The 23,971-nt window shown below is 41.5% G+C and carries 22 protein-coding genes; 15 read left to right on the plus strand and 7 right to left on the minus strand.

The annotated features are described in order from the left end of the window. Nucleotides 1–10: 10 nt before the first annotated feature. Nucleotides 11–2,596: an ATP-dependent helicase HrpB gene (gene hrpB / locus H5202_RS00705; protein WP_336244772.1), complete on the minus strand. Its 2,586-nt coding sequence runs from the start codon at nucleotides 2,594–2,596 to the stop codon at nucleotides 11–13. A gap of 124 nt (nucleotides 2,597–2,720) precedes the next feature. Beyond that, the gene (locus tag H5202_RS00710; protein WP_182770060.1) at nucleotides 2,721–4,982 is read right to left on the minus strand and encodes a putative bifunctional diguanylate cyclase/phosphodiesterase; all 2,262 of its coding nucleotides are present in this window, start codon (nucleotides 4,980–4,982) and stop codon (nucleotides 2,721–2,723) included. 183 nt (nucleotides 4,983–5,165) lie between these two features. Here H5202_RS00710 and thpR point away from each other — a divergent pair, with 183 nt between their 5' ends. After that, nucleotides 5,166–5,735: an RNA 2',3'-cyclic phosphodiesterase gene (gene thpR / locus H5202_RS00715; protein WP_182770062.1), complete on the plus strand. Its 570-nt coding sequence runs from the start codon at nucleotides 5,166–5,168 to the stop codon at nucleotides 5,733–5,735. A 71-nt stretch (nucleotides 5,736–5,806) separates the two neighbouring features. On the opposite strand, the gene pepB is transcribed toward thpR, so the two are convergent. Next, complete coding sequence (gene pepB, locus H5202_RS00720) at nucleotides 5,807–7,081, minus strand: aminopeptidase PepB (protein WP_182770063.1); 1,275 nt, start codon at nucleotides 7,079–7,081, stop codon at nucleotides 5,807–5,809. 143 nt (nucleotides 7,082–7,224) lie between these two features. Between pepB and sfsA the strand changes: the two genes are divergently transcribed. From sfsA to H5202_RS00760, 8 genes are all read left to right on the plus strand, one after another. Continuing rightward, nucleotides 7,225–7,929 (plus strand): DNA/RNA nuclease SfsA, encoded by a 705-nt coding sequence (sfsA, locus tag H5202_RS00725; RefSeq protein WP_182770064.1) that lies wholly within the window; start codon nucleotides 7,225–7,227, stop codon nucleotides 7,927–7,929. Nucleotides 7,930–8,047: 118 nt separating this feature from the next. Continuing rightward, on the plus strand, nucleotides 8,048–8,491 hold the full coding sequence (dksA, locus tag H5202_RS00730; RefSeq protein ID WP_059744573.1) for an RNA polymerase-binding protein DksA: 444 nt from the start codon (nucleotides 8,048–8,050) through the stop codon (nucleotides 8,489–8,491). 139 nt (nucleotides 8,492–8,630) lie between these two features. Then, the gene (gene gluQRS / locus H5202_RS00735; RefSeq protein WP_182770065.1) at nucleotides 8,631–9,512 is read left to right on the plus strand and encodes a tRNA glutamyl-Q(34) synthetase GluQRS; all 882 of its coding nucleotides are present in this window, start codon (nucleotides 8,631–8,633) and stop codon (nucleotides 9,510–9,512) included. Nucleotides 9,513–9,753: 241 nt separating this feature from the next. Beyond that, nucleotides 9,754–11,055, plus strand: a complete 1,302-nt coding sequence (gene pcnB / locus H5202_RS00740) for a polynucleotide adenylyltransferase PcnB (RefSeq protein ID WP_182770133.1) — start codon at nucleotides 9,754–9,756, stop codon at nucleotides 11,053–11,055. Between the two features lie 5 nt (nucleotides 11,056–11,060). Then, the gene (gene folK / locus H5202_RS00745; protein WP_182770066.1) at nucleotides 11,061–11,546 is read left to right on the plus strand and encodes a 2-amino-4-hydroxy-6-hydroxymethyldihydropteridine diphosphokinase; all 486 of its coding nucleotides are present in this window, start codon (nucleotides 11,061–11,063) and stop codon (nucleotides 11,544–11,546) included. A gap of 68 nt (nucleotides 11,547–11,614) precedes the next feature. Next, on the plus strand, nucleotides 11,615–12,409 hold the full coding sequence (panB, locus tag H5202_RS00750) for a 3-methyl-2-oxobutanoate hydroxymethyltransferase (RefSeq protein ID WP_182770067.1): 795 nt from the start codon (nucleotides 11,615–11,617) through the stop codon (nucleotides 12,407–12,409). Nucleotides 12,410–12,651: 242 nt separating this feature from the next. Then, nucleotides 12,652–13,497, plus strand: a complete 846-nt coding sequence (gene panC, locus H5202_RS00755; RefSeq protein ID WP_182770068.1) for a pantoate--beta-alanine ligase — start codon at nucleotides 12,652–12,654, stop codon at nucleotides 13,495–13,497. 467 nt (nucleotides 13,498–13,964) lie between these two features. Further along, the gene (locus tag H5202_RS00760; RefSeq protein ID WP_182770070.1) at nucleotides 13,965–14,483 is read left to right on the plus strand and encodes a DUF4124 domain-containing protein; all 519 of its coding nucleotides are present in this window, start codon (nucleotides 13,965–13,967) and stop codon (nucleotides 14,481–14,483) included. A gap of 41 nt (nucleotides 14,484–14,524) precedes the next feature. On the opposite strand, the gene H5202_RS00765 is transcribed toward H5202_RS00760, so the two are convergent. Beyond that, nucleotides 14,525–14,722 (minus strand): YheV family putative zinc ribbon protein, encoded by a 198-nt coding sequence (locus H5202_RS00765; protein WP_182770072.1) that lies wholly within the window; start codon nucleotides 14,720–14,722, stop codon nucleotides 14,525–14,527. A 176-nt stretch (nucleotides 14,723–14,898) separates the two neighbouring features. Here H5202_RS00765 and H5202_RS00770 point away from each other — a divergent pair, with 176 nt between their 5' ends. Both H5202_RS00770 and H5202_RS00775 read left to right on the plus strand, forming a co-directional pair. Further along, nucleotides 14,899–16,809, plus strand: coding sequence for an ABC transporter ATP-binding protein (locus H5202_RS00770; protein WP_182770074.1), 1,911 nt, complete (start codon nucleotides 14,899–14,901; stop codon nucleotides 16,807–16,809). A 66-nt stretch (nucleotides 16,810–16,875) separates the two neighbouring features. After that, nucleotides 16,876–17,370 (plus strand): TIGR02444 family protein, encoded by a 495-nt coding sequence (locus H5202_RS00775; protein ID WP_182770075.1) that lies wholly within the window; start codon nucleotides 16,876–16,878, stop codon nucleotides 17,368–17,370. 104 nt (nucleotides 17,371–17,474) lie between these two features. Here the strand turns inward: H5202_RS00775 and H5202_RS00780 are convergent, their stop codons facing one another. After that, on the minus strand, nucleotides 17,475–19,064 hold the full coding sequence (locus H5202_RS00780; RefSeq protein ID WP_182770077.1) for a GMC family oxidoreductase: 1,590 nt from the start codon (nucleotides 19,062–19,064) through the stop codon (nucleotides 17,475–17,477). A gap of 23 nt (nucleotides 19,065–19,087) precedes the next feature. Continuing rightward, nucleotides 19,088–19,600, minus strand: coding sequence for a TAT leader-containing periplasmic protein (locus H5202_RS00785; protein ID WP_182770079.1), 513 nt, complete (start codon nucleotides 19,598–19,600; stop codon nucleotides 19,088–19,090). A 112-nt stretch (nucleotides 19,601–19,712) separates the two neighbouring features. Here H5202_RS00785 and H5202_RS00790 point away from each other — a divergent pair, with 112 nt between their 5' ends. The 3 genes from H5202_RS00790 (at nucleotide 19,713) to H5202_RS00800 (ending at nucleotide 22,019) form a co-directional block, all read left to right on the plus strand. Further along, nucleotides 19,713–20,726, plus strand: a complete 1,014-nt coding sequence (locus H5202_RS00790) for a hydrolase (protein ID WP_182770081.1) — start codon at nucleotides 19,713–19,715, stop codon at nucleotides 20,724–20,726. Nucleotides 20,727–20,739: 13 nt separating this feature from the next. After that, nucleotides 20,740–20,988 carry a YheU family protein gene (locus tag H5202_RS00795; protein WP_101085255.1) on the plus strand — a complete coding sequence of 83 codons (249 nt, stop codon included), beginning with the start codon at nucleotides 20,740–20,742 and terminating at the stop codon, nucleotides 20,986–20,988. Between the two features lie 134 nt (nucleotides 20,989–21,122). Then, entirely contained in the window at nucleotides 21,123–22,019 is an 897-nt protein-coding gene (locus H5202_RS00800) for a phosphoribulokinase (RefSeq protein ID WP_182770084.1), read from the plus strand. 238 nt (nucleotides 22,020–22,257) lie between these two features. Here H5202_RS00800 and H5202_RS00805 read toward each other — a convergent pair whose 3' ends face one another. Then, the gene (locus tag H5202_RS00805) at nucleotides 22,258–23,037 is read right to left on the minus strand and encodes an SEL1-like repeat protein (RefSeq protein ID WP_182770086.1); all 780 of its coding nucleotides are present in this window, start codon (nucleotides 23,035–23,037) and stop codon (nucleotides 22,258–22,260) included. 297 nt (nucleotides 23,038–23,334) lie between these two features. Here H5202_RS00805 and crp point away from each other — a divergent pair, with 297 nt between their 5' ends. Next, nucleotides 23,335–23,970, plus strand: coding sequence for a cAMP-activated global transcriptional regulator CRP (gene crp / locus H5202_RS00810; protein ID WP_101085253.1), 636 nt, complete (start codon nucleotides 23,335–23,337; stop codon nucleotides 23,968–23,970). Nucleotide 23,971: the final 1 nt, after the last annotated feature.

Genomic DNA, 23,971 nt, shown 5'->3' on the forward strand with positions numbered 1-23,971 from the left:
AATGGCTTATTTACACGCCTGGAGTTTTCTTTTTAGTAAATTTTGTTGCCACAGTATTCACTGGGTCGTCAGGCCATAAATGCCTAGGATAACGACCGCGCATTTCTTTTTTTACATCAATATATGGCCCTTGCCAAAAGCTGGCTAAATCTGCCGTGGCGGCTAATGGTCGTTGTGCTGGCGACAATAGCTCCATAGTAACCGTCATTTTCCCGTGTAATATTGTCGGGCTTTGCGCCATCCCTAATGCTTCTTGTAATCTTACACTGAGCAACGCACGACCTTGTTGTTCATTGTTATGGTAAAAGTGGCCGCCTGCATCTAGTGGCATCTGGTAACGGATTGGTGCACGAGTGCCTGTTGCCATCGGCCAATGTGTCGGCACCAGTTGATCTAAGACTTGTTGCTGTTGCCAATTTAGTAAGTTTTTAACTAATCCATAAGCGCCTACTTTAGCCAATGCGGCCAATGAACGAATGTTGTCTAAATGCGGCCCCAGCCAAGCTTCTAATGTAGCCAGCAAGTACTCATCGCTTAAACAAGGCCAATCATGCTCTGGCGCAAAGTATCGAGCTAATTCAACCCGATATTGTAACTGGATTAACAGATCATCACGATTAAGGATTGTTAACCCTTTTATACGGATTTGCGCTAATAATGCGGCGGTAATGTGTGCTCGTTCAGGTGTAATACCGGTGTCGACTTTAATGATAACCTCACCGATTTTGGTGTGTTTTTCAGCAAAGAAACGCCCTTTTGTTTCATCCCAACCACCGTGAATGTGAGTCGTCACTAACGAGGCAAGTTCTGCAGTAAACAAGCGTTCATCTAACCTTGCCGCAAGGTAAATTTGCCCAGCATTACGACCTTGAGTCTCTTGAAAGTCAGCAACCACTAACCAAGGTTCATGAGCCAAGGTATCATCAGCACCGATCACCACGCCAGTTCCATTGCTTAATTGAAAACCTTCATGACCACGTGCTTTGGCAATACGGTCAGGGTAAGCGAGTGCTAACAAATAGCTAATATCACGAGTGGATGCATTACGTATTGCTTCATTTACCTGACCTGATATCGCTAAGGATTGCTGCCATTGTCTAACTTGCTGCTTAACCTGCCCCTGCAGAGCCTCGGTCAAGTAATGATGAATATCAGCGCCTTTTTTCGGTAATCCACGAGCTTCAATAATGCCTGCTAATACACACGCAAGCAGACAAAGTTGCGGCTGATTGTCTTGCTGCCCCTGTTGTTTAGCTTTAAGCAGCATATGCGCTAAGCGTGGATGGCAACCTAATGAATAGGCATCGCGGCCCAGTGGCGTTACCTCACGTTTTAGATCAATTAATTCAAGTTGAATAAGTAATCGCCATGCGACTTGTTCGTGGATCGGAGGTGGCGGTGTGAGTAGCGATAATTCAGCAAATGATTTAACCCCCCAATTGGCACAATCAAGAGCCATCGAAGTCAGTTCTGCTTGCGTAATTTCAGGCTCATCCACTTTACGCATTCGCCCTTGTTCTTCTTGACTCCACAAACGTACGCAATAACCCGCAGCTAAGCGCCCAGCACGACCACTACGTTGAATAGCTGATGCCTGGCTAATGCGCTTAAGCCCTAAGCGTGTCACGCCTGTTTTAGGGTTAAAACTCGCTTCACGTCGATAACCGCTGTCTATAACAAGGGTGATGCCTTCGATGGTTAAACTCGATTCAGCCACATTCGTCGCGAGAACGATTTTACGTTTACCCGGTTCGGCAGCTCGAATGGCTTGATCTTGCTCCGCTGACGACAAGTCGCCATACATAGGACAAATAAGCCATGATGCATCTAAACGCTCACGCAATAATCCAGCTAATTTACGGATCTCACCTTTACCGGGTAAAAACGCCAAAACGCTGCCTTGTTGATATTGCGCTAGATTGGGATCTGAAATGGTATCGATAATCACGCGGGACATGTGTGTTAGCCACAACTGTTGACTAGGGCAAGGCTGATAAGCAATCTCAACCTCAAAACTGCGGCCATCACTGTGTATTTGCGCAGCATCGGGCATTAACGTGGCTAGCGGTAAGCCAGACAAGGTGGCAGACATAGCAATAATGTGTAAATCGTCACGTAATGATTGCTGCACTTCCAATGCTAAAGCCAAGCCTAAATCAGTCGTAAGATGACGTTCATGTATTTCATCAAAAATAATCACATCAATCCCACTAAGCTCAGGGTCTTGTTGGATCATGCGGGTCAGAATACCTTCGGTGACAATTTCTAATCGCGTATCTGCACTGACTTTTGACTCACCACGAACACGATAACCCACTTGCTGGCCAACTGTTTGCCCCAATTGTTGGGCAATAAATTTAGCGACATTGCGGGCCGCGACACGACGAGGTTCTAACATCAAAATTTTGCCACAAATTTCGGGCCAAGCTAACATCGCTAAGGGTAATGCCGTTGATTTACCCGCACCAGTAGGGGCTTCGATAATAATGTGTGAATGGGTAGCAAACTGGACACGCAACGAATCGAGTACCGCGTGAATCGGCAATGTCGTGGTCTTCAATGATGGGTGCTGCAATACTTGTTTTGAGGTCAACACGATTAACTTTTACGGCGATTTTCTGCGGCTCATTTTACCCACATTGTATCAAGGTGTCATTAATTGCTGATATCACTTGCCAACGGCTTAGCCTCACCGAGTTAATCATGGCTATAATAAACATTTATATTAACCAAGGAGTCCGTAAACCATGTTGTAATTCAACTAATCGAGTCGGTTTATTAATGGCATAGCCTTGAGCATAATCGACACCAATATTTTTGAGATATAAACCTATATCTGTGTTTTCAACAAATTCTGCAATAACTTCAAAACCCATATCTTGACCGAGCTTACAAATAGCCGACACAATGGCCTTATCATCGTTATCTTCACATAAATTTACTACAAATTGGCCATCAATTTTAACGTAATCCACATCAAGACATTTTAAATAAGCAAAACTAGAAAAACCGGACCCAAAATCATCTAAAGCAACCTTACATCCAAAAGGTTTTAATAAATCAATTAATCCTGTGGCTTGATCTAACTGACTTACAGCTGCTGTTTCAGTAATTTCAAAACATAATTTACTGACCAATTCAGGCTCAACCATCAAGCGCATTTCTAGCCAAGTCATGAACTTTTGATCGGCAAGTGACATCGCAGATAAATTCACCGACACCATAGAAAGCTGTTCCCATATGGCTAAATTATTTCCGCCCCATTTCAATAAATTATCGATAACCCAACGATCTACTCTAGGCGCTAAGTTATAACGCTCAGCAGCAGGTAAAAATACCCCTGGCGATACATATTGACCATCGTCTTGTACCATGCGAAGTAGAATTTCCATGTGAATGCCAGTATCGGGCTTATCTAGCGGCTCGATTAATTGATAAAAAAGCTCAAACTGGTTTAACGCAAGTGCGCCTGTAATATCCACAGATGCGAGCATTTGGTTATACATCATGTGCATTCGTGGGTCGTCAGGATTATAAAAATGCCAACGATTACGGCCTTCTTCTTTGGCTAATCGGCAAGCTGCATCAGCCTTACTCATTACACCGTAAATATCAGAGTCAACATAATCGACTTTGGCAATGCCAATACTGGCACTAATATTATGTTTAACGCCCTTCCACACAAATTCATGTCCAAACAATTGCTGACAAACTCGTTGAGCGACTTGTTGTGCAGATGAGATATCAGAGTAATGCATCAATAAGCCAAACTCATCACCGCCTAATCGAGCGACCACATCTCCTTTTCGCAACAATTGTTTTAATCTTGTGGCCACTTGCTGTAGGAGCAAATCACCTGCTTGATGACCACTTAGATCATTCACCACCTGAAATTGGTCAAGATCGATAAAAGCAATGCAAGCAGGAGAATGCTCTTCGTCATTTAATAACTCTTCAAGCATGTTTTCAAACTGTAACCGATTGGGCAGCCCGGTCAAAACATCATGATTTGAATGAAAAGATAATTCATCAGCAAGCCGATAGCGTTCGGTGACATCTTCAATCATTAACAGTAACTGTTGTTGTTTATTGAGTGCCTGGCAAAAACTAAACTTATACCAATTAATTTGAGCATCATTGCGCAGTGGTACTTCACACCAAGCTTGACGTAAAATGCCTTCCCTAACTATATGCAATGTATCGGTCAACAGTGGATGATCTTCTTCACGTAACAAATTAAATAAACTCTGCCCTATATTAATAGTCAGACCATCTTTACTAGCATCATTTTGCAGTACCACATTATTGTGTAAATCAATCAACGTACATGCGACTGGCAATAGATGAAAAAGCTCTTGATATTGTTTATCTTTATTATCAAGTAGCACTGCTAAACGACGTAACTCAAGTGAAGATGCCAGTTGGTATGCGGTATCTTCCAATAACTTTTGTACGAATAAACAAGGGTCTTCATGCTGACTCACAATAGGATTAGTATCAGATCCACACAGAGTGCCTAACACAACTTTGACATTGCCTACCTGTAAAACGGGACTTAACGCAAGATGCTTACAATCAATATTTAGATCATTAAAAATACCTAAAAGTGGCATTAATATTGAGTTTCCATCGGCGATAAAATACTGTTCTGGTGAGAGGGGGTAAATGATAGCTTGTTGATTACAAAGTAAAGATTCGCACAGTGCTAAATTGTCTTGTAAGTGTTGCTTAAATAATGGGTCAATTAATGGTGAAGCACCAAAATGACTGACGCATTGTTGCTCTAAAGTGTCGATAATATCAGTATCAATCGCAAATGATTTATCATATTGGCTCGTCAGTACAAACGCTGCAGTACATTCTAGCCTTTGACAGACTATCTGTAGAGCTTGATTAAGCAGTGATAACACCGAAGTATCATTACCCTCAATAGGTCCATTTGTAAAAACACTTTTCATTAGTTGCTGGGTACTGTCGGCCATTCATCAACTCATTCAAGGTTAGCAATTCAATTTGCTTGGGAATAAAAGCATACGCTATATTAGCGTTAACATTAACTTGAGTGTAGTTTAGTCACTCACAAATAACGATATTTTTTATCTCGTGCTTTATTATTAATCTATTCGAGATAGGGTTTCAACTTATTACCCATACAGGATTACCGAATGCAAACTGCGTCTTCGCGAAGATTGTTTGTCGGTTTTAGTTTAAAAAAATCACAGATAGAACAAATATCTTTGCTACAACATAGGTTTAAGCCATTGTTAAATGATGGCGCAATAACCATAGATAATCACAATTTACACATGACGCTCGGATTTTTAGGTCAAGTTAATCAGACCCATTACACCAGTGTCGTCGAAGCAATTGAATTGATGCCTAAATATATTTTTAATCAACAGTTGAATACCGTAGCGTTATGGCAATCAGCACAATTAATCTGTTTAAAAGGGCAAGCAAGCGAGTCACTAGATGCGATGAACCAATCGCTGATATCAATAGCAAAACACCATGGTTTATTCATCAGTGAGCATCCATACACACCACACGTTAGCTTATTTCATCATGTTAACATGGCAAATTCATCTATACTGAGATGGACCACAAACTTACAGTTAACACCAACACACTTACATTTGTACCAATCTACAAATACTCAGCAAAAAATGCACTATTCCATCCTCAAAAGCTGGCCATTAATTGCAGACAAAAAAAAGCCGTCATTATCTGATTAGCCCATCTCTTAACTCGAGTTGAGATCAAATAATAACAGCTAGGTATAAACCGCAACGGGTAACGTTATCGGCTAGTCGTTCAATAACTCAGCGATGGTTAATACGCCATGCGTTGTAGCACCAGCCGCCCATAATCCCGATGCAGAAGATTCAAAAGCTGCCGCTAAGTCAACGTGCAACCAATTTGCTTTTGGTGAAACAAAACGCCATAAGAAACCTGCCGCATTTGATGCACCGCCACCGCCACCACCTTTAACTGGGCGACTGTTGGCTGTATCTGCATAAGCTGATGGGCACATATCTTTATGCCAAGCATCTAACGGTAATGGCCATACATTTTCAGAAACGGCTGCCGCACACTTCTGAGCTAGTTGTAATGTCGCCATTTGTGGTGAAAAAATCGCATTATAATTTGACCCTACGGCCATAACAGCTGCACCAGTTAATGTTGCAGCATCGATAATTAAATCTGCACCCGTTTCTGAAGCTGCTTGTAGACCATCGGCTAGCACTAAACGCCCTTCCGCGTCAGTATTAACGATTTCAACTGTTGTGCCATTTTTATAGGTTAAAATATCACCCAGTTTAAAAGCTCGACCACTGACTAAGTTTTCCGCACAACATAAAAATAGTTTAACGCGTTTATTCAAGCCAGCCTTTATGGCTAATCCCAATGCTGCTGTTACCGTTGCAGCACCGCCCATATCACACTTCATCGCTAACATGCCCTCTGACGACTTCAAACTATATCCGCCAGAGTCAAAAGTAATTCCTTTACCCACTAAAGCCACAGAGACGGGTGCATCAGGACCTAACGGATTAAAATCAAGCTCTAACAATGCAGGGGGACGCTCACTTCCACGACCAACAGCATGAATACCGACCCATTTTTTGGCTAATAATTCTTGGCCTTCAATAATATTAAAACTGACACGATCACCACCAATATCTTTTAACCAAGTCGCGGCTTGATTAGCTAACGATAAGGGCGATAAATCCTCAGGGGTATCATTAATTAATTTACGGGCAAACTGCGCCGCTACGGCACGTTGATTCAACGTTTCTTTGTCGGCGTCACTACCACACCAATCCACCTGGTATCCTGCTTTAGCCGTGGCAAAACCTTGTGCAAATGCCCACTGTGAATGCAAGTTCCATAAACCACCATCTAGTTGAACATAATTGATGCCCTGATTGCGGATTTTTCTTGCGGCCATCTGCACCTGGCGCAACTCATCGTTACCCGATAGATGAATCGTTGCCTGAGTACCTTGATAAGTCACATCAGCTTTACCCCAATGCTCTGCAGCGGTTTCTGTGGTGAGCGTAACGGTCATAATATTCATAATAATCCCTTTAGTAAGCCAAATAACACCAACGCTCGAACATAATCACGAGCTAATGGCAGTAGTGTAGACAAAACATAATCGATAAACCACGCTAAAGTTTGTTAGCATTGTTGTAAATCTACTTATTAGATGAGTCATCGATGAAATTTACTCCCGAATTAGAGTCCGGTGTATTAATTAAACGATACAAACGTTTTCTTGCCGATATCATGTTACCAAACGGGCAAGAAATCACTATTCATTGCCCTAATACTGGTTCAATGAAAAATTGCTTATTCCCTGGTGAGAAGGTGTGGTTTTCCACCTCCAACAATCCTAAGCGTAAATACGCCCACACATGGGAATTAATGCAGACAGATCAGCAACATTATATCGGGATTAATACCGGACGAGCTAATGCACTTGCAGAAGAAGCCATTAATCGGCAAGTGATTACTGAATTGTTAGGTTACGATGATTTAAAACGCGAAGTGAAGTATGGCAATGAAAATAGCCGAATCGATATTTTGCTCACTAGCCAAAACCAGCCAGAGTGCTATATTGAAGTGAAGAGTTGTACTTTACTAGAAGATAAAATGGGTTACTTCCCAGATGCCGTAACAACCCGTGGACAAAAGCATCTACGAGAATTAATCCACATGGTGGAATTAGGCCATCGTGCAGTTTTATTATTCGTGGTGCAGCACAGTGGCATCAAGAGTGTTAAACCCGCGCGGCACATAGATCCACAATACGCAGACTTACTTGAACAAGCCGTAGCAAATGGCGTTGAAGTGCTAGCTTATAAAACAGCGCTTTCGCCACAGGGAAGCCTGATCACTTCAGCTTGTAAAGTCATGCTGTAGATCAAAATAAAAATTAAATAACAGGTAAAAAATTTGCCACGCTATAGAGTTTCTGGTATAGATAGCGGCCATAAATTTAAGACGTCCTTAAAACGCAAATGATTACAGGAGATGCGTAATGCCTCAAGGCACGAAAAAACTTGGCGTACTCGCTATCGCTGGAGTAGATCCTTACCAGGAATCGGCTGGTGAAGAGTATATGAATACCAAGCAACGTGGTCACTTTTCATTGATCCTCGAAGCATGGCGTAACCAATTGCGTGAAGAAGTCGACCGTACGTTAACTCACATGCAAGATGAAGCTGCAAATTTTCCTGATCCTGTCGACCGTGCAGCACAAGAAGAAGAATTCAGCTTAGAATTACGTGCTCGTGACAGAGAACGTAAATTGATCAAAAAGATTGAAAAGACTTTACAGCTGATCAAAGAAGACGATTTTGGTTTCTGCTTCTCATGTGGTGTAGAAATTGGTATCCGTCGACTTGAAGCCCGTCCTACTGCCGATCAATGTATCGATTGTAAAACGCTAGCTGAAATAAAAGAAAAACAAATGGCGGGTTAACCCGTTATTGATTAGGGCGAGGTTATCTCGCCCTTTTTATTTTACTTTATTACCCACTAAAATATTAACAAGACTATTGTGTTGTCGCATTAACTGTCGATAATAACAATACGATGTTAACGAAAAACAACGCTATAACATGATCTCCCCACCCTATATCGGGCGTTTTGCACCATCACCATCTGGCTCACTGCATTTTGGCTCACTCATTGCTGCATTAGGCAGTTATCTTCGCGCGCACAGTCAACAAGGCCAATGGCTTGTCCGAATAGAAGACATCGATCCGCCACGCGAAGTCCCCGGTGCAAGCGATAACATCCTTAGAACACTCGATGCCTACGGCTTACATTGGCATGGAACCGTACTATTTCAACAGCAACGATATCAAGCTTATCAAGATCAAATTGAAGAATTTATCGCCAGTGACCATGCATATTATTGCCAATGTACGCGTAAAATAATTCAAACCAGCGGCGGAGTGTACGATGGTCGTTGCGGCCGCCTTCAGCCTAGACTTACACACGGTGCGATTCGAATACGTAATCACGTCAAAATTGATCGTTTTATTGATAAACTTCAAGGCCCGGTGATGGTTGATAAAGCTTTCGCCGAAGAAGACTTTATTATTAAACGCAGCGATGGTTTGTATGCTTATCAGCTCGCCGTTGTACTCGACGATGCGTATCAAGGCATAACTGAAGTGGTTAGAGGTTGTGACTTACTTGAGGCCAGCTGCAGACAAATTAGTTTGTTTACTGAATTGAATTTTACACCACCTGATTGGTTACATTTACCGTTGGTTTGTGCAAAAAAAGGCTTTAAATTATCCAAACAGAATCATGCTCCAGCCATCGATGTCATCCACCCTCAAGCCAGTATTAATGCAGCCCTTACATTTTTAGGCCAAAAAGCGGTCGATGTCGATTCGGTAGAAGTGATGCTTGAACAGGCAGTTGAACAATTTGACCTAAGCACTATTCCTGCACAAAAAGAAATTGTCTTATCGACAATAAACAACTAGGTATCATCATTAATCGACATAAGTTATTGCATTAAGCTCTTTTTAGCGCAACTGCACGTATACTCATTCGGTCACATTTAATGTATTATACCCGCCAGATTTTTAATCAAATTATTCTAGCATTTCGAGGTGTATTATTTTTCGCCGTATTAGCCAATTCTGTAAACAGCTATTTGAAAATAACAAAGTAGCTCCAGTCCTTGAAGAACCCATTCAAGAAGATGGCTTACGTCTGGATATTATCTCCAGAGATGGTCACTCAATTTCTCGTCGCCAAATTAGTGAAAATGCACTAAAAGTCCTTTATCGTCTTAATAAATCAGGCTACAAAGCTTATTTAGTTGGCGGTGGAGTGCGTGACATTCTATTAGGTCTTGAACCGAAAGATTTTGACGTCGTTACTAATGCCACCCCAGACGACATTAAAAAGTTGTTCCGCAATTGTCGATTAGTGGGCCGTCGCTTTAGACTGGCGCATATCGTTTTTGGTCGTGACGTTATTGAGGTTGCCACTTTCCGCGGTCACCACAGTGAAAGCAATGATAAAGTGTCGAAATCCAACGCCGAAGGTCGTCTATTACGCGATAACGTCTACGGTGAGATAGACGAAGACGCTGAACGTCGTGACTTCACCATTAACGCGCTATATTACGATATTAGTGATTATTCTATTCGCAGCTATGGTGGTGGAATAAACGATCTTAATGCTAGAACGATTAAGCTTATTGGCGACCCAGACACACGTTACCGCGAAGACCCAGTGCGTATGCTTCGAGCGGTTCGTTTTGCAACTAAACTTGATATGCAAATCGATGCCGTTACTGCAGATCCCATCAAAGCACTTGCACCATTGCTAACTGATATTCCAGCTGCGCGGATGTATGAAGAAGTATTGAAACTCTTCTTCGCAGGTAAAGCTGAAGCCAATTACCACATGATGCAACGCTTTGGTTTATTCGCTCCCTTGTTTCCGCAAGTTGGTGCTTTAATTGATGAGTCGCCTAAAGGGCATGCAGCTAAGATGCTGCAAGTCGTTATGCGTAATACAGATCTCCGTGTTAGCGAAGATAAAACCGTTACTCCGGCATTTTTCTTTGCGGCCATTTTATGGTATCCCGTTAAGCAACGTGCGGACGACATTGCCATTGAAAGCGGCTTGACTCATTACGATGCTTATGTTGCTGCAATGGGTGATGTGCTTGAAAAACAGTGTCTGACAATTAGTTTACCACGCCGATTTAGCACTCCAGCACGCGACATTTGGCAGCTGCAGCTTCGCTTAGAACGCGGTCAAGGCACGAGAGCATTTAAACTGCTAGAACACCCAAAATTCAGAGCTGCTTATGACTTACTGTTATTGCGCGGTGAAGTTGAAATGGGGAATATCGCCAAGATTGCTGAGTGGTGGAAAGCGTTTGTAGAAGCTGATGAAACAGACCGTAGTGACATAGCTAAAAGTATCAAAAGCAGCAATAGTCGCAACCGAAATGCACCACAGCGTAAACGTCGCCGTAAACCAGTAGCCAAGCCTGCAGAAGAATAATATTGATGGCTGTTCAAGTTTATATCGCCATAGGGGCTAATTTAGCCGAACCAATACAACAACTCGATGTTGCTGTATTGGCGCTAAAAGCATTGGCAATAAACAATACTTTTACGGTGTCAGCTTATTATGGTTCCAAGCCCATGGGTGACGTTATTCAGCCAGACTATGTCAATGCTGTCGCGGGGTTTCAAACCTCGCTATTGCCCATTGAATTACTCGATGCTTTACAAGACATCGAGCAACAACAAGGGCGTGTACGACTTGAACACTGGGGACCTCGTACCTTAGATTTAGATTTGTTACTCTATGGTCAACAACACATCAACGAACCTCGACTTTGTGTGCCTCATTACGGCATGAAGCAACGCAGTTTTGTGTTAGTTCCATTAGCAGACATTGCACCAGCGTTAACATTGCCTTGTAATACAAGCCTTGAAAGCCTTATAAATGTAGCAATGCGTGATGAATTGCAAAAGCTTATCGATTAAAGTTGATCTTAACAGACAGAACATTAAGCTCAGCTTTTAGTATTTCAATATTGTTTTAAGAGTCTACTATGTCAAAAGTCACCAGTTCGACCCTAATCAAGTTCAAACAAGAAGGTAAAAAGTTCACCGCACTAACGGCTTATGACGCTAGTTTTGCCGGCGCATTTGACAGTGAAGGTGTGGACGTACTTTTAGTGGGTGATTCACTCGGTATGGTGCTTCAAGGTCATAACGATACCTTACCAGTAACGATTGCTGATATTGCTTACCATACCGCTTGTGTCAAACGTGGCGTTTCGCGTGCACTGCTTGTCGCAGACATGCCGTTCATGAGTTATACCACTCCAGAACAAACCATGATTAACGCGGCAATATTAATGCAGGCGGGTGCCAGCATGGTAAAATTAGAAGGCGGACATTGGTTACTTGAAAGCGTAAAAATGCTAACTGAGCGTGGTATTCCAGTGTGTGCTCACCTAGGATTAACACCACAATCTGTGCACGTTTTTGGCGGGTTTAAAGTGCAAGGTCGCGATGCTGATAACGCGCAACGCATTCTAGATGAAGCTAAAGCATTACAAGAAGCTGGTGCACAATTATTAGTGGTTGAGTGTATTCCAGCTCCGCTTGCTAAAGCCATTACTGAGGCACTAACCATTCCAGTTATCGGTATTGGCGCGGGTGCTGACACAGATGGTCAAATTCTTGTTATGCATGATGTGTTGGGCATTTCGAGTGGCTACATTCCCCGTTTCTCAAAAAACTATCTCAAACAAACCGGCGAAATACGTTCGGCTATCAGAGCCTATATTGATGAAGTTGCTAACGGCACATTCCCTGCTGAAGAACATACCTTTAATTAATTTAAGCTTGGGATAATAAAGGTTTATCATAACTTCTGCCCTGCTATCTACGTTGCATTGAAATACAATAAATCAACAATTGATGATTCAATGCACCTTCGTTAGCAATCCAAACCAAAAGTTTGGATTGCAGATGTAACATAAACCCGTTGTTATCGATTACCCCAGCGCTTACCAGCGTTGAGGTTAATCATTAAATCTACATCAATGACTGCATTGTTTTTATTAAGGCTCGAACAAAAATGATTACCACCTCCGCAATCTCAACTATCCGCGAACATGTTAAGACTTGGCACAGCAAAGGCGAAACCGTTGCTTTTGTGCCTACTATGGGTAATTTACACCAAGGTCACATCACCTTAGTGAATGAAGCTAAAAAGCGCGCAGACCATGTTGTGGTATCTATTTTTGTCAATCCGATGCAATTTAGCGCTAATGAAGACTTAGACGGGTATCCACGCACACTCGCACAAGATACCGATAAACTGATACTTGCCGGAACAGAAATACTCTTCACTCCAACACCGGCTATCATTTATCCCAGAGGATTAGCACAACAAACATTTATTGAAGTGCCAGAAATTGGTGATGAATTGTGTGGTGCAAGTCGTCCAGGTCATTTTCGTGGTGTGGCAACCATAGTCGCCAAACTGTTTAATATTGTTCAACCTGATATTGCCTTATTCGGCCGTAAAGATTTTCAACAACTGATGATTATCAAAACCATGGTCGAAGATTTATCAATGCCAATTGATGTTATTGGTGTGGAGACTATCCGAGAACAATCAGGACTTGCGATGAGCTCTCGCAATGGTTATTTAACCACTGAAGAAAAACACTCCGCAGCAACATTAAAACAATCCTTAGACAGTATTGTTAGCGCAATTAAAAATGGTGAAGAAGCGCAACAAGCTATCACCAAGGCAGAAAAACGACTAATAAGCGCTGGTTTTACCCCTGATTATCTTGAAGTGAGAAATGCCAATACATTACGCCAAGTAACAGCAACAGACAGTGAGCTAGTGGTTATTGGGGCCGCATATCTCGGTAAGGCTCGATTAATTGATAATGTGTCATTCTCTAAATAAGCTAACCATATAAGTTAATGTTTAACAAAGGAATAACCCTATCTCGGTTAGAACCAGTAGAACAAAAAAAAATTATTCAATTTTCCATTGCCCAAAAACTGGTTTTATCGATAAACTTGAACCATATTTAAGTAATATAATGATGTTAACTGCGTTATTTTCTCCGTATTGTGAGCAGAAATTGGCTACCGAGTATTGAATATCCGACAACCAACATGGCTAATGTCTTACTTGTTTAGCGTAAAAATATGCTAATCTGCTTAACTACATAAGTTAAGCAAAACATGAACTAATTTAGCGAGTTAATAAGAGACAATAAATACAACAATTCCTGTAATGCAGCCCGCAAAACGGTAGCTAGACACGGTAGTCAGCTATTAGGCTATATACATTATCGAAACGTGTAGAGAAAAACCAATAAACAATTGATACTAAACGAAATAAAAAGGCAAAGGATGTGTAGCTGCATGGCAAAAAGACTGTTATTTATCGTACTCGCCATGAGCACATTTACTGCTCAAGCCAATACTATTTACAAATGCATGATGGATGAAAAAGTCGTTTTCACCCAAACAGTTTGCCCGCAAGAATATAGCCAGCATAAAATTGAATACCAATTAGGGATTACCACAGAGGTCGACACTGACAAGCGAGAAGTGAAAGACGATCCTTTAAAAGCACTACTCAATAAACAAACCATTTCTAAAGAAAAATTACTGCAATTACTTGATGGTGAAATTTATCGTTTAAAGCAAGAAAACAGCTACTTCGAAATCTTACGAGCCAGTGAAATGCAAAAACTAGATCGAAAACGTTACTGGCAGACTAAACCCAAAAACGACCCAAGTTACGGTTTAGAGTTACAGGAAATAAACACCCGCTTCGATGACCTGACTAAAAATAATACCGATGTTATTCTGATATTAACTAAGCATAAAATGAAGATATCTGCTGAAACACAACCAGATGAATATATGAGTAACTAACCTCAACTCTTTATCAGCGTTGAGGCTAAGATTAGTCAATGTTAATCCGGTTTAAATACCCCTATCATGCTGCCACTGGTTTTTTGAGGCACTTTAATATCAGTTTGTTGTTCATGATAATCACAGTCTGTACATTCAACGGTTTCAATTCCATTTTCTTTAAACAATAAAATACTGTCTTTAGCACTGCATTTAGGGCATTTAGCACCTGCAACAAAACGCTTTTTAATTTTGGTCATGATTCACTCGACTTAGTGTTTACTGAATGAGCGGATAACTCATTAAGGTCTTTACCTGATATATACGCCTATTTTGCCATGATTAGCCCACATGAGTCCCGTGATTGTGGGAAATAAATCGTAGATGCGATATTATCTGCACCATTATTCTATTCTTAAGTATCAAGTTGTAATTAATGATCAACATAAGCCAAGCTCAGTTAATTCGCGGCAGTAAAACCTTACTCGATGAAACCTCACTGACGATTTATCCCGGACACAAGGTTGGCCTTGTCGGCGCCAACGGTACAGGTAAATCATCTTTGCTTGCCTTGATTTTGGGTCATTTGCATCTAGATAAAGGTGAATTTAGTTTCCCCTCTGGTTGGCAGGTTGCCTCTGTTGCGCAGGAAACACCAGCATTGGATGTATCGGCACTAGAGTATGTCCTCGATGGTGACACCGAATACCGTGATTTAGAAGCCCAACTAGAAAAAGCGCAAAGCGACAATAACGGTAATGCCATTGCACTTATCCATGGCAAAATTGATGCTATTGGCGGTTATGCTATTAAAGCTAGAGCTGGCGCGCTATTAGCCGGTTTAGGGTTTAAGGATGCAGACCAAAGTAACCCCGTAAAAAGCTTCTCAGGTGGTTGGCGGATGCGCCTCAACTTGGCCCAAGCACTATTATGTCGGTCAGATTTATTGTTACTCGATGAGCCAACCAACCACTTAGACTTAGATACCATGTATTGGTTAGAAGGTTGGATAAAATCTTATCAAGGTACTCTCATTTTGATCAGCCACGATCGTGACTTTATTGATGGCATTGTCGGTGAAATTGTTCATGTTGAAAATCACAAATTAAATTACTACAAAGGAAATTACTCTTCTTTTGAACGGGTGCGCGCCGAGCGAATGGCCCAGCAACAAGTCGCCTTTGAACGTCAACAAAAAGAACGTTCACATATGCAGTCATTTGTTGACAGATTCCGCTATAAAGCCAGTAAAGCTAAACAAGCACAAAGCCGCTTAAAAGCCCTCGAGCGCATGGCTGAGTTGTTGCCATCGCAAGTAGACAATCCATTTCAAATGGCTTTTAGAGAACCTGAAGCGCTACCGAACCCATTAGTGGTAATGGAAAATGTCTCTATTGGTTATGAAGACAACACCATCCTTAAACAGGTTGAATTAAATCTCGTTCCTGGCGCGCGTATTGGTTTGCTAGGAAGAAATGGTGCAGGTAAATCAACGCTGATCAAACTGTTATCAGGCCAATTACAAGCCAAAACAGGTAAGTATCAACCTAATCCGGGATTAAATATTGGTTATTTTGCTCAGCATCAAGTTGAATTTTTAACGCTTGATGACACTCCAATGCAGCACTTAGCAAGACTCGCGCCTGCAAGTGTTCGTGAACAAGAATTACGCAACTTTTTAGGCGGGTTTGGCTTTAATGGTGACATGGCCTTATCGCCAGTTCGGCCGTTTTCTGGCGGCGAAAAAGCGCGTCTTGTATTAGCATTAGTCGTTTGGCAGCGCCCAAACCTATTATTACTCGATGAACCGACCAACCATTTAGATTTAGAGATGCGTCACGCACTCACCATGGCATTGCAAACTTTTGAGGGCGCAATGGTCATAGTGTCGCATGATCGTCACCTATTACGATTAAGTTGTAGTGACTATTACTTAGTTGACCAAGGTGCAGTTACCCCTTTTGATGGCGACTTAGATGACTATCATCAATGGTTACTCGATGCTGCAAAACTCGCACAAGCTAACAACAAAACAGATGCTGGTACTAGCGGTGATGCCGTTGATAAAAAACAGCAAAAAAGAATGGAAGCTGAGCTGCGTCAAAAAGTGTCTCCACTAAAAAAACAACAAGTAAAGTTAGAAACCCAACAGCAAAAAATTAATGCCCGATTAGCAGAATTAGAAATCGAATTAGCCGATGGCAGCTTATACGAAGCGGAGAACAAAGCTAAAATGACCAATGTTCTCAACGAGCGTACTACGCTGACTCAAGCCATGGATGAAAGCGAAATGCATTGGTTGGACATTCAAGAACAGATTGAGCTTTTCGAACAAGATTTTCAATAATCAGTTAATTTTATTCACTGCCTTTATGGTGTTAACTCACGCCATAAAGGTAGCAAGGGATACTGTATGTCGCGACCTTATCACCGTCAAACATTTAGCTTTACAATTTGGCATGATTGCGAACAAAACTACTCAAAAAATCCAAATTTTTACATCAGCTTACAAGATAGTTATCAAGTAAACGTTAACCTTTTACTATTAGCTCAGTACCTTGATCAACAGCATTATGTGTTGACGCAGCAGCAGTGGGAATTGTTAACCGGTGTTGTAGAGCAATGGGAAGCAAATGTGTTACAACCTTATCGACGCTTACGTCGGATTGCTAAAGCACACTTGGGCAGCGACGAGTATCAGAAAATGCTCGATGTAGAACTCATTATGGAACGTAAATCTCAATATATGTTATTGCATAAATTGAATTTACTGCAGGGAAATACATTAGATATTGATAAGCTAAATATTACTGAGCTAAATAATACTGAGTTAGACAATAATGAGCCAAGTAACATACAACACTACCTTAGCTTATTTGGCTTAGATGGCAGTATTATGGCTGAATGACTCCCCTAAACAGGTCTGACTAATACAGAACACATTATATAGTTTAGCGACTTGTATTATAACCTTGATATACCGCCCATCGACGGTATATCAAACCAGTTCAACTAGCTAGTTTGAGTCAGTTTTTGTGCTAAGGCTGTTGCATTTCGAGCCACAAGACCATAAATAGACAACTGCGGATTTGCGCCTAAACTGGTTGGAAAAACCGAACCATCCATCACCGATAAATTTTCAAGGTAATGCGAATTACCAAATCCATCAACCATTGATAGGGTTTTATCTTCACCCATAGCACAGCCGCCCATCACATGGGCCGATGCAACAATGGTTTTTAATAAACCTAAATCGGCATTATTAATCGCTTGCTTTGCTTCACTCCATGAATTAAGAAAAGCCAAGCCATCATGCATTGGTAACACCTTTTTAGCACCTGCAGCAAACTGTAATTCGGCCATCGACAAAAATGCCCGACGAGCACCATCCCAAAAACCTTTATCTAAAGGATAATCTAACGCCAAACTGGTGTCGGTTAACCTTACCTGACCACCTGGACATTGCTGATTGAAACCATCACGAATGAGCGCAATAGTCACCTGCATTTGGTTAAAATTAGCCATTAACTGTGCATGACTTACACCATAACCAATGGTTTTGGACGCTATCAATACCGGATGCACAGGTGCGACTTCAAGTTTATAACCTAAATCGCCAGCCGCGCCGTCACGCCAAACAAATTCATCTGAATAGATAGATTGAGGCGCACCACTGTGACCATTAATTTGTTCCGCAAAAATCCCGCCCGATAACAATGAGGGATGTAAAAAGGTTTTACCTAATTGCTTGTGCGGATCTGGCGTATTAGAACGCATTAATATCGTCGGCGTATGAACAGCACCCGCACTTAAAATATAATGCTTAGCACTAAAGGTAATGTTAACTGATGTCGGCATTAAACCTTCTGTTAATGCCTGTGCCGTTAATCCAATAACTTGGTCACCTTTGTGTTCAAGTTTGACTACCTTGGCGCGAGAAATCAGTGTCGCGCCTTTGTCCAAAGCAGCTGGAATAGTGGTCACTAACATGGATTGTTTGGCGTTAACAGGGCAACCCATGCCACAGTAACCGGTATTCCAGCAACCTTTAACATTACGTTTAATAACGGTGTAATCCCAACCCAGTTTTTCACAACCTTCGCGCAGTGCACCATTATTTCGATTGGGTTCAAACTCCCACGTCTCAATATTGAGCCGCTGTTCCATTAACTCAAACCAAGGCAGTAAATCTTGCGAGGACAAGCCTTTTACCGACTTTTCTTGCTCCCAAAACGCTAGGGTTTGTTCAGGGGTTCGAATTGAGGTAGTCCAATTTACCGTAGTTGAACCGCCTACCGTTCGACCTTGGAATATACCGATACCTTTATCAGCGGTTTTCATTGAGGCTGCTTGTTGATACAAATTCGGATAAGCGTGACGCTCTTCCATATCAAAGTGAGTCGATGATTTAAGCGAGCCACCTTCAATCATAATAACTTTCAATCCAGCTTCAGTGAGTATTTCTGCTGCGGTGCCGCCGCCCGCTCCAGTACCAACAATAACAACATCCGCGTCAAAGTGACGATCGACTTCTAAAGTACTGGCATCGATATGATGCCAGCCTGCGCTTAATCCGGTAATAATAGGGTCAATTATGGCCAAGGGAGAACTCCTTATATGAGAGATTAATGCGCGTTATTCACCAAGAAAGTGGGCTTTACATAACGTAAATTGCCCCAATGTTCTGGACAGGCGTAATAACTTGCCATTATCAATTCACGTAACCCGTTATAAGCGGTCGTTAACATATCCAAATAGTTGTGGCGCCAAAACTCTAACATGTCGATCAATTGCTGTGGTTCACGCATTAACAACGGCGTCATACTGCCACTCAGGAACAATAAACCTAGGCGTCCTTCAAGCAATTCCAACAATTCAGTCAACTCTTGCTGTTGCTCAACAGGCAAATGGGTAATTGATTGTGAAATCGCATCCAATGTGCGGTTTATCGAGATTTCTCTATGACTAGGGACCTCGGGTAATGCGCCATCTAAGAATACTGGCAACAACACACTGAACAACACTCGATGGTGAATATCATCGGAAGATGTCGTGACACTCGGTGAATATAAATTAACGCCAAGTGCTATTGCCGCTGTTCCAGCAAAAGCACCAGTAAGAAAGACACGCCGCTTCATTTACTTCCCCTTGAGTTTATTGTTGTCTCTATTTTTTATGTGGTAGAGTGGCATGAGTAACATTTAAACATACGTTTAAATTTTCACAAACAATTACAGAAACATTCCTTTTATGAAAACCTTGTTCACTCCGCCTTGGTGGGCTGCTAGCCCGCATGTACAAACGATTCTACCGTTCATTTTCAAAGTGGCCAGACCAATAACATTTAGGCAAAGACAAGAGTTACCCGACGGCGATTTTATCGATTTAGATTGGCTGGGCCAGGCCCAAAATGGCGCGCCTATCTTAGTGATCATTCATGGTCTTGAAGGCAACACTGAATCGCATTATGCACGCAGAATGCTCATCGAAGCAAAAAAAGTCAAAATGTCTGCTGTAGTTCACCATCATCGTGGTTGTTCTGGCGAACCTAACCGCTTAGCTCGCAGTTATCATAGCGGCGATGTTAATGATTTAGCCCATACCTTAGAGCAGCTAAAACACTACTATCCAGACTCGCCATTGTATGCAGTTGGCTACAGTTTAGGCGGTAATGTATTAGCAAAATATCAAGGCAGCAAAAAACAACATAGCTTACTCGAACGCGCTGTGGTGGTGTCGGCCCCTCTCACATTAGGAGCATGTGCAAAACGCTTAGAAAGTGGTTTTTCAACTCTATATCAACGTTTTTTAATTAAACGCTTACAGCATAAAATGCTCGACAAAATTAATACTGCTGAATTAACCGATCAAATGCCGATCACTAAAGAGCAACTCAAAATGCTCAATACCTTTTATTTGTTTGACGATAAAGTCACTGCACCATTGCATGGTTTTATTGACGTAAATGATTACTATCAACAGTCTAGCGGTCTAGAATACTTGCAGCATATTACCAAGCCTACATTAGTCATCCATGCCAAAGATGACCCATTTATGACCGATGAAGTGATCCCAAACCAAGCTCAATTGTCACCTATGGTTGAATACGAGTTGCATGAGTGTGGTGGACATGTAGGTTTTGTTGAAGGCGGCTGGCCTTGGAAACCACGTTTTTACCTCGAACGCCGCGTCATCGAGTTTATTCTATCCGCAGGTGATAAAGTAACCGAGCAAGATACTTCCGCTTATTTAGTCAGTCATTAATAGGAAATACACCATGCTTGTGCCTTATGAAGCGTTACTTTCATTACCTCAAGAAGTACTTCAGCGTATGATAAAAGAATATCTGTTATCGCAACTTGAAGATGGCAGTTTTAGTGACGCAGACGAGCAACAACTAAGTCGCGCAATGGACCAATGTAAGCTAGCGCTAAAAAAAGGCGATTTAGTTGTCGAGTATAGTGAAGATGATGAGTCTATCGCTATTAGACAACGCGAGCATATTTCACGTTCATCTTTCGACTAGCTAGTAATAAAAAACAATGGCTTTACCACAAAATGATCACATTGTTACCCGCGAAGAATTGACCCACGGGTGATGATTACCGTATAACTAGTGACTCGATTTTTCGCGTCCATAACATTACCTAGGCAAATAATATGTCAGCAAAACATCCAATTATTGCTGTAACCGGTTCGTCCGGTGCTGGCACAACTACCACCACTACTGCCTTCATACATATTTTTAGACAGCTGGGTATTAATGCTGCATTCGTTGAAGGTGATAGTTTCCATAATTTCACCCGTGCAGAAATGGAAGTGTTAATTAGAAAATCACAGGCTGAAAATCGAAATCTAAGCTATTTTGGTCCCGAAGCGAATAATTTCAAAAAACTCGAAGAATGTTTCACCAGCTATGGTGATACAGGCAATGGACAAACCCGCAGCTACTTGCACACCTTCGATGAAGCGGTTCCATTTAACCAAATGCCCGGTACATTCACTCAGTGGCGTGATCTACCAGCCAATACCGATATGCTGTATTACGAAGGGCTACACGGTGGCGTGGTAACGGAAGATGCCGATGTCGCTAAACATGTTGATCTTTTGATAGGCATGGTGCCGATTGTCAACTTGGAGTGGATCCAGAAAATTATTCGCGACACAAACGATAGGGGTCATAGTCGTGAAAAAGTAATGGGCTCGATAGTCCGTAGTATGGACGATTACATCAAGCACATGACGCCGCAATTTTCTCGGACACACATTAATTTTCAACGAGTGCCGACCGTAGACACCTCAAATCCCTTTAGCGCAAAAGACATACCTAGCCTAGATGAAAGCTTTTTAGTGATTCGTTTTCGCGGTATTAACAATGTTGATTTTCCTTATTACCTCAACATGATCCAAGGCTCATTTATGTCACGCGTTAATACACTGGTGGTTCCCGGCGGAAAAATGTCATTAGCAATGGAATTAATCTTAACGCCATTAGTTAAAAACTTAATGGATAAACGTCTAGAGTTGCAAAACCTTGATGATATCAAACCTGATTAAGTTTGATTTAAGTCAGAACAATTAAGATAGCGGCATCGTGATTTCAAGCGAAAGAACGGCAGTTGATGTGCTTGAAGTACTAATTCCCCCTTTTTTCTGTTAGCGCATTAAGCACATCAACGAAACCAAACAAAGTCGATGTTCAAGCACACACATCAACTATTATCCCTTCTGATAAACAAGTGAATACACTGACTAGTTGATAATACTCAATGACTCACATTGCTCACTCTAAGCATTACATCAGTGGGATAATTTCTCGATAAGCTTGATTATTCTGATACTGTTTCAAACGTAAAATAAACTCATCGCTGCGCACTATCTCCGGATTATCCTTCAACGCATCAATCGCTTTTTTCTGGGTATCTATCGCCGCAGAAAAATCACCGAGTTCTGCATACGCGGCAGCAAGATTATCCAATACCGTTGGGTCATTCTGGTTATGCTCAAGTAACTTTAACGACATAGATACAGCGCGCGAACCATCGCGATATTGGGCTTCAGGGCACGTAGCTAATATCCACGCAATATTGCCCAATGAAACGGCATCACCCGCAACACTAAACTGTTCCATCGCTTTACCACAATTACGTACTACACCATCACCACCAGCAGAATAAATAAACCCTAAACGAAAATGAGCCCACTTATCACCCTGTGCAACCATTTGCAGATACCATTTCTCAGCTTGCGCTAAATCACGTGGTATTAATTTACCGTCAAAAGCTAGATCAGCTAATGTTTGTTGCGCCTTAATGTGTTGTTGTTGTGCAGCAAGATTAATCCAGCTCAACCCTTGCTTGGTATCTTGAGTAACAAATCGTCCGGAAAGGTTCATTAAACCCAATAAAAATTGTGCATCTGCATTACCCTGTTTGGCTTTAATCTGAATATGAACTAGCTTAGTCGCCGCTTGAGACTCTATAGAGGGCGGAATAACAAACGCTTTTACAGGTGAACTAAGTCCACTTAATACAACAATCCAGACAATAATCCCGATTTGACTCAGTTTTTTCACGCATACCTCGACAACTATTTATGAAGCTGATTAAATAACATTAGCTAACTCATGGATCCAATACAATAGACAAATGACATTGGTAATAATTCCATCGTAGTGATGATTAAGACAAATTTACAAAAAAAGTCGACTACCATCACAAACGAGATAAATTTAATCTAAAATTTAACAAGTTAATATACACTACGCACACTTCTAAATACGATCTCTATCAAAGTTTTCACCGTTTCAATAGCGTAGAATGCTTAATTAGACATTACTTACTTTCATTTTTAATCAATCGAGGAATATCATATGGCTCTGATTGGTAAGCCAAAGCCTGATCCAACATTAGAATGGTTTCTTTCACATTGTCACATTCATAAGTACCCTGCAAAGAGTACTTTAATTCACGCAGGTGAAGAATCTGATACTTTATATTACATAGTCAAAGGTTCCGTCGCTGTATTGATCAAAGATGAAGAAGGCAAAGAAATGATCCTTTCTTATCTAAATCAAGGCGACTTTATCGGTGAATTAGGATTGTTTGAAGAGCAATCTGAACGTACTGCATGGGTTCGTGCTAAACAAGCATGTGAAATTGCAGAAATTTCTTATAAGAAATTTAAGCAATTGATTCAGGTAAACCCTGAAATCTTAATGAAACTTTCGGCGCAAATGGCCTATCGTTTACAAAGTACTAGCCAGAAAGTAGGCGACTTAGCGTTCCTTGACGTAGCTGGTCGTATTGCACAAACGCTATTACATCTTGCAAAACAACCAGATGCAATGACACACCCTGACGGCATGCAAATTAAAATAACCCGTCAAGAAATTGGTCAAATTGTTGGTTGTTCACGCGAAACCGTTGGTCGTATTTTAAAAATGCTTGAAGAACAAAATTTGATCCAAGCACATGGTAAAACGATCGTAGTTTACGGTACGCGCTAGA

Origin of the sequence: Shewanella sp. SG41-4 (assembly GCF_014164505.1) — a bacterium.
Lineage (GTDB): Bacteria > Pseudomonadota > Gammaproteobacteria > Enterobacterales > Shewanellaceae > Shewanella.